This window comes from Methylobacterium sp., from assembly GCF_019745455.1.
GTDB lineage: Bacteria > Pseudomonadota > Alphaproteobacteria > Rhizobiales > Beijerinckiaceae > Methylobacterium.
Window position 1 is genome coordinate 1 of the sequence record NZ_JAIETD010000150.1, and the last position, 6157, is coordinate 6157.

The 6157-nt window shown below is 66.1% G+C and carries 5 protein-coding genes and 2 pseudogenes; 3 read left to right on the forward strand and 4 right to left on the reverse strand.

What is annotated here, in order from left to right; all coding sequences use genetic code 11:
* Positions 1–159: 159 nt before the first annotated feature.
* Positions 160–1113 (forward strand): zincin-like metallopeptidase domain-containing protein, encoded by a 954-nt coding sequence (locus K2Y56_RS24655; protein WP_292514237.1) that lies wholly within the window; start codon positions 160–162, stop codon positions 1111–1113.
* A 101-nt stretch (positions 1114–1214) separates the two neighbouring features.
* Positions 1215–1502: a DUF6516 family protein gene (locus tag K2Y56_RS24660; protein ID WP_292514240.1), complete on the forward strand. Its 288-nt coding sequence runs from the start codon at positions 1215–1217 to the stop codon at positions 1500–1502.
* 367 nt (positions 1503–1869) lie between these two features.
* Here the strand turns inward: K2Y56_RS24660 and K2Y56_RS24665 are convergent.
* Positions 1870–2301: pseudogene (locus tag K2Y56_RS24665) on the reverse strand (helix-turn-helix domain-containing protein); the annotation flags it as partial.
* A gap of 47 nt (positions 2302–2348) precedes the next feature.
* Between K2Y56_RS24665 and K2Y56_RS24670 the strand changes: the two are divergent.
* Positions 2349–2834: pseudogene (locus tag K2Y56_RS24670) on the forward strand (integrase core domain-containing protein); the annotation flags it as partial.
* A gap of 360 nt (positions 2835–3194) precedes the next feature.
* Here K2Y56_RS24670 and rfbA read toward each other — a convergent pair.
* Genes rfbA through rfbB form a run of 3 tightly spaced genes read right to left on the reverse strand, consistent with a single transcriptional unit; the run spans position 3195 to position 6063 of the window.
* The gene (gene rfbA / locus K2Y56_RS24675) at positions 3195–4085 is read right to left on the reverse strand and encodes a glucose-1-phosphate thymidylyltransferase RfbA (RefSeq protein WP_292514244.1); all 891 of its coding nucleotides are present in this window, start codon (positions 4083–4085) and stop codon (positions 3195–3197) included.
* A 15-nt stretch (positions 4086–4100) separates the two neighbouring features.
* Complete coding sequence (gene rfbD / locus K2Y56_RS24680) at positions 4101–4991, reverse strand: dTDP-4-dehydrorhamnose reductase (protein ID WP_292514248.1); 891 nt, start codon at positions 4989–4991, stop codon at positions 4101–4103.
* A gap of 13 nt (positions 4992–5004) precedes the next feature.
* Positions 5005–6063, reverse strand: coding sequence for a dTDP-glucose 4,6-dehydratase (rfbB, locus tag K2Y56_RS24685; RefSeq protein WP_292514251.1), 1059 nt, complete (start codon positions 6061–6063; stop codon positions 5005–5007).
* Positions 6064–6157: the final 94 nt, after the last annotated feature.

Below are 6157 nucleotides of genomic sequence, written 5' to 3' on the forward strand. Positions count from 1 at the left end.
AGGGCCGCGGCCCAGGCCGCCCTTCGGGTGGGCGCACCCCCGCCCGGCCGGCGGCCTTGCCCCCCTCCCATCCGCTGCTCCGCGCGACCTCGGGGAGCAGGAGACGGGCTCCTGCCCCCAAGGGGCAGTCAACCGCTTCGCGGACAAGAGGGATTTCAGATGGCCAAGACCACCAAGCGCACCCCCGAGGCCCCCCGCGCCGACGTGTACGAGCGCGTCACGGCCCAGATCGTCGCCGCCTTGGAGACCGGCGCGCGCCCCTGGATGAAGCCGTGGGCCGGTAATGGCGTCCCGACGCGCCCCTTGCGTCAGAACGGTGTGCCGTATCGGGGGATCAACACCGTGCTCCTCTGGATGGAGACCGCCGCGAAGGGCTACGGCTCCCCGTTCTGGCTCACCTACAAGCAGGCCGACGCCTTGGGTGCCCATGTGCGCAAGGGGGAGAAATCCGCCCTGGTCGTCTACGCGGGCGCGATCGAGCGGACAGAGCAGGCCGAGAGCGGCGAGGAGATCGAGCGGCGTATCCCGTTCATGAAGGGCTATTCCGTCTTCAACGCGGAGCAGATCGAGGGGCTACCGGCGCACTATCATCCGGCCGTTTCCGCCCGGCCGAGCCTGTCCGACGCCGAACGCCTGCCCCAGGTCGATGCCTTCTTTGCCGCGACCGGCGCCGAGATCCGCGAGGGCGCGCGCGGCGCCTTCTACAGCCCGACCGAGGATTATATCGGGATGCCCCCCTTCGGGGCGTTCGTGTCGGCCGAGGCTCATGCCACCACCCTAGGCCACGAATGCGTGCACTGGACGCGGCACGCAACGCGGCTCAACCGGGATTTCGGCCGCAAATCATGGGGTGATGAAGGGTATGCCCGAGAGGAGCTTGTTGCCGAGTTAGGGAGCGCCTACCTCGCGGCCGACCTTGGACTTGCTATCGAGCCCCGAGAGGATCACGCTGCCTATATCTCCTCTTGGATCAAAGTTCTCAAAAACGACAAGAGGGCGATTTTCCAGGCCGCCTCCTACGCGGAAAAGGCGGTGGCCTTCCTGCACGGCTTGCAGCCGGGCGCTGCCGAACCCGACGCCGAGGAGATCGACGCACAGCAGATCGCCGCATGAGGCGGATTCCCTTGCCGCGCCGATGAAAGGCGCGGCAGGGGAAGGTGCCCGGCGTCTATATGTCATTTGACAGCATATGCTATTTGATGACATATTTGGTTATGGCGAGCGCGACCCTCCTCCTTGATGAAAAGCAGGTTTTTGCCGATGGCGCGATCGTGCAGATGCGCCTTTGGCAGGTTCCATTGTCAGTGAGAGGATCGCGCCACTTCCTCAAATATTCGTTGTTCTACGGCCGGCCCGGTGTTCGCCTTCTTGCCTATGACAATGAGGCAGGCAAGGGAGATCATGTACACAGAGGCGACGTTGAAATTAAGTATCACTTTGTTTCGGTTGAAAAGCTGATCGCCGATTTCATCGGAGAGGTTCAGGCGATGCGTAGGAGTTGAAGATATGTCGGATGTGGAAATCAAAATCGGTGGCTCACTTGAGGAGATGGGTGAGCGCTTCATCAAGGCGTGGCATCGGGCCGAGGCCGGTGACGCCACGCCCACCGTACCCGTCGTCACATTCGAGACCTGGGGCGCTTTCCTGGCGACGTTCTCGGACGCGCGCTTGGCTCTGCTGCGAAGCTTGGCCGAGGCCGGGCCGGCACCGTCGATCCGCGCGCTCGCGGGCACGCTCGGCCGCGATTACCGGCGGGTCCATGACGATGTCACAGCGCTGGCCGCAGCCGGGTTGATCGGCCGGGAGGGAACCTCGGTCACGCTGGCGGCGGCGGGCGCGGAGGCTCGCATCAACTTCCTGGGCGGGGCGTGAGGTCACCTCGGCGATATCGATATGCACATAGCCGATGGCGTAGGTTGCAAAGCGCTGCTTCTTGGGTTTGTCGCCGTCGATCTCGGGTAGTCTGCTGATCCCATGCCGTTCCAGGCAGCGATGCAGCGAGGATCGCGTCAGGTGCGGGATCGTCGGCTGCAAGCCGTAGAGGCAGTCGTCAAGCGGCAGCAGGGTGTGCCGGCGGAAGGCGACAACGATCGCTTCCTCCTCAACGGTGAGCACGGTGGAGCGCGGCTCCTTGGGGCCCATCCGGGCGTCCGCAGTGCTCGTCCGTTTGCGCCACTTCTGCACCGTCGTCGGGCTGACCCCGTAGCGCTTGGCCAGCGACCTTACGCTCTCTTCACGTAGCTGGATCGCGCGACGGACTGCCTCCGTCGTGGTGGCGCTTCCATGGAGAACCTGGCCCATAGCGCATCCCTCGCAGCATGGTGGTCAACCGTATCACCACACCGCGGGATCAAACAAGTAAGTTCGCCTTCGTTCGGCTGGTCGAGAGTGCCGGCAAGATGGAGGCAGCGCAGTTCCTGCGAGATCTGGCGGCAGCGGTGCCCTATCGCATCCACATCGTCCTAACGGACAACGGCATCCAATTCACCAATCGTAAAAGAGATATCTGGGACAGCGAGCATATTTTCAATCGCGTCTGTGATGAGCACGACATTGAGCATCGGATGACCAAGGTGAACCATCCTTGGACCAACGGCCAAGTCGAGCGGATGAACCGCACGATCAAGGAAGCGACCGTCCAACGCTACCACTACGACAGCCACGATCAGCTCAGAGATCACCTGCAGCTCTTCGTGGATGCCTACAATCACGCCCGCCGGCTCAAGACGCTGCGGGGGCTGACACCCTATGAGTTCATCTGCCAGGCCTGGACCAAAGAGCCCGAACGCTTCAGGGTCCACCCGTCACACCACATCCCGGGACCATACACCTAACGGACGCCTTCCTTACGATGTCGCCCACGCCGTCGCCGAACAGGTCATGGACGCCCTGGCTGTCTTAGAGGGCCGTGTCTCGCAGGGATAAGGGGGGGTGCCCGACCCCGACGCGGCGGCCGGACGGCTCATGCCGGAAGCTGAAATACCCGCCGCCGAGATGCACGGCCTACTCGGCTTCGCCCGTGGGCTCGGCCTGTAAGAGGCGACCGTGCGTGAGATCTACAAGGTTGTCTGGCGAGAGGCTTCGGCCGCCGGCGCCAGCGATGACCGGATGGCCGAGGTACGGAAGCGGATGCGTGTTGGGGCGCAAGACGCAACCGGTGCATGCGCTACATGTTCTTGGTCGGCGCTGAGCGATCAAAAACTCTGATCGAGCCGGTGGCCTTCGCGGGCGAGCCGCAGCAAGTTCTGGCCGTACTTCGTCTTGGCGAACAGCTCGCCGCGCGCCTGCAACTGCTCGCGGCCGATGAAGCCCTGCAGGTAAGCGATCTCCTCCAGGCAGGCCACCTGAAGCCCCTGCCGGTGCTGCAGCACGCGCACGAACTCGCCCGCTTCCAGCAGGTTGTCGTGCGTGCCGGTGTCGAGCCACGCGTAGCCGCGGCTCATCCGCTCGACATGGAGCTGGCCGCGTTCGAGATAGGCCTGGTTGACGGAGGTGATCTCCAGTTCGCCCCGGTCAGAGGGCGTCACCGCCGTGGCGATGTCGAGCACCTGGTTGTCGTAGAAGTACAGGCCGGTCACCGCCCAGGGGCTCTCCGGCGTCTTCGGCTTCTCCACCAGCCGGATCGGGCGGCCGGCCTCGTCGAGGGTGACGACGCCGTAGGCCTCCGGATGATCGACATGGTAGGCGAACACCGTCGCCCCGCTCTTACGGGCGCGGGCCTTGGCCAGCAGGTCGCTCATGCCGTTGCCGAAGAACAGGTTGTCGCCGAGCACCAGCGCCACGTCGTCGGTGCCAACGAAGTCGCGGCCGATGATGAAGGCCTGAGCCAGACCCTCCGGCCGCGGCTGCACCGCGTAGGAGAAGGTCAGGCCGAACTGCTCGCCGGTGCCGAGCAGGCGCTGGTAGTTGCCGAGGTGTTCAGGCGAGGAGATGACTAGGATCTCGCGAATGCCGGCGAGCATCAGCACCGAGATCGGGTAGTAGATCATCGGCTTGTCGTAGACCGGCAGCAGCTGCTTGTTGATCGCCAGCGTGGCCGGATGGAGCCTGGTGCCGGAGCCGCCGGCGAGCACGATGCCCTTCATGCGAACACGTCCTGGTCAGTTGGAGCGAACCGGCCCGACCAGCCGGTCGAGGATGTCGTCGAGCGCCGCCTCCCAGCCTCGCGGCGCGATGCCGTAGGCGTCGGTCAGGCTCTGGGTGGAGAGGCGGGAATTGGCCGGGCGCCGGGCCGGGGCCGGATAGGCGGAGGTCGGGATGCCCTCGACCGGGACGCTGCGCCCGCCGCGCCGGGCCGAGCCCGCGACGATGGCGCGGGCGAACTCGCACCACGTGGTCGCGCCGTCATTGACGCAGTGGAAGGTGCCGGCCGGCGCGCGCGCGTCATCGGCCATCCGCAGGGCGATGATGGCCAAAGCCGCCGCGAGATAGGCGGCCGAGGTCGGGCAGCCGTGCTGGTCGTCCACGACGGACAGCTTCTCCCGCTCGTTTGCCAACCGCAGCATCGTCTTGACGAAGTTGCCCCGGTGCGGGCTCACCACCCAGGCGGTGCGGACGATGGCATGGCGCGGATTGCCCGAGCGCACCGCCATCTCGCCGGCCGCCTTGCTGGCGCCGTAGACGCTTTGCGGGTTCACCGGCGCATCGGGAGCGTAGAAGCCCTCCCCCGAACCTTCGAACACGTAGTCGGTCGAGACATGGACGAGCGGGATGCCCCGCCGCTTCGTCTCGGCGGCGAGGAGGGCCGGCGCCAGCGCGTTCAGGCGCCACGCGGCGGCGACCTCGCTCTCGGCCTTGTCCACCGCGGTATAGGCGGCGGCATTGATCACCGCCGCGTAGGCCCGTGCTTCGAGCGCGGCGGCCACCGCCGCTTCGTCGGTGATGTCGAGGCTCTGCCGATCGGGGGCGTGGACCCGCACGCCCTCGGGCCAGGACAGGGCCTGAAGCTCCGTGCCGACCTGTCCGGCGCCGCCGAGGATCAGGATATCCATGCTTACGCGCCCCTCACGCGCTCTTGCCCGAAAGGCCGAGGCGCTCGCCGGAATAGCGCCCCTCGCGGATTGGGCGCCACCACGCCTCGTTGTCGAGATACCAGCGCACGGTCTCTTCCAGCGCCTGCTCGAACACCTTGGTCGGCCGCCAGCCGACCTCGGCCTCCGCCTTCGACGGGTCGATGGCGTAGCGCCGATCGTGACCGGGTCGGTCGGCGACGAAGGTGATCAGGCGCTCGTGCGGGCCGTTCTCCGGCTTCAGCCGGTCGAAGGCGGCGCAGAGCGCTTTCACCACGGCGAGGTTGTTGCGCACCGAGCGCCCGCCGAGCAGGTAGGTCTCACCGAGCCGGCCCCGCTCCAGCACCGCGACGAGGCCGCGGGCATGGTCCTCGACATGGATCCAGTCGCGCTCGTTCAGGCCGTCGCCGTAGACCGGGAGCGGCTTGCCCTCCAGCGCCGCCAGGATCATCAGCGGGATCAGTTTTTCCGGGAAATGGCGCGGGCCGTAATTGTTCGAGCAGTTCGTCACCAGCACTGGCAGGCCGTAGGTCTCGTGCCAGGCGCGGGCGAGGTGGTCGGAGGCCGCTTTTGACGCCGAGTAGGGCGAGCGCGGGTCGTAGCGGCTCTCCTCGGTGAAGAACGCGTCCGGCGGCAGCGAGCCGTAGACCTCGTCGGTGGAGACGTGGAGGAAGCGGAAGTTTGTCTTGGCCTCACCGGACAGGCTCTCCCAGTGGGTGCGGGCGCCGTCGAGCATCACCTGGGTGCCGATGACGTTGGTGCGCACGAAGGCGCCCGGATCGGTGATCGAGCGGTCGACATGGCTCTCGGCGGCCAGATGCATCACCGCATCGGGTTTGAAATCAGCGAAGAGAGCGTGGACGCGAGCTGGATCGCAGATGTCGGCCTGCTCCAAGCGATGGCGCGGGTCGTCGGCCAGCGGATCGAGGGAGATCGGGTTGGCGGCGTAGGTCAGGGCGTCGAGGGTCAGCACCTCGTGGCCGAGATCCTGCACCAGATGCAGCACGAGCGCGGAGCCGATGAAGCCGCAGCCGCCCGTCACCAGAATGCGCATCGATCCCCACTCCCTAGCCCGTCTTATTCACGAGGGCGGTGGATTTGGGGTGGCGAGCGTAGCGTAAAGCATTGATTTGGCTTAGGGATTGGGT

Coding starts and splice junctions, on each gene's coding strand:
- K2Y56_RS24660 (WP_292514240.1), top strand. CDS start 1,215: ATGGCGAGCGCGACCCTCCTCCTTGATGAAAAGCAGGTTTTTGCCGAT.
- rfbA (WP_292514244.1), bottom strand. CDS start 4,085: ATGAAGGGCATCGTGCTCGCCGGCGGCTCCGGCACCAGGCTCCATCCG.
- K2Y56_RS24655 (WP_292514237.1), top strand. CDS start 160: ATGGCCAAGACCACCAAGCGCACCCCCGAGGCCCCCCGCGCCGACGTG.
- rfbB (WP_292514251.1), bottom strand. CDS start 6,063: ATGCGCATTCTGGTGACGGGCGGCTGCGGCTTCATCGGCTCCGCGCTC.
- rfbD (WP_292514248.1), bottom strand. CDS start 4,991: ATGGATATCCTGATCCTCGGCGGCGCCGGACAGGTCGGCACGGAGCTT.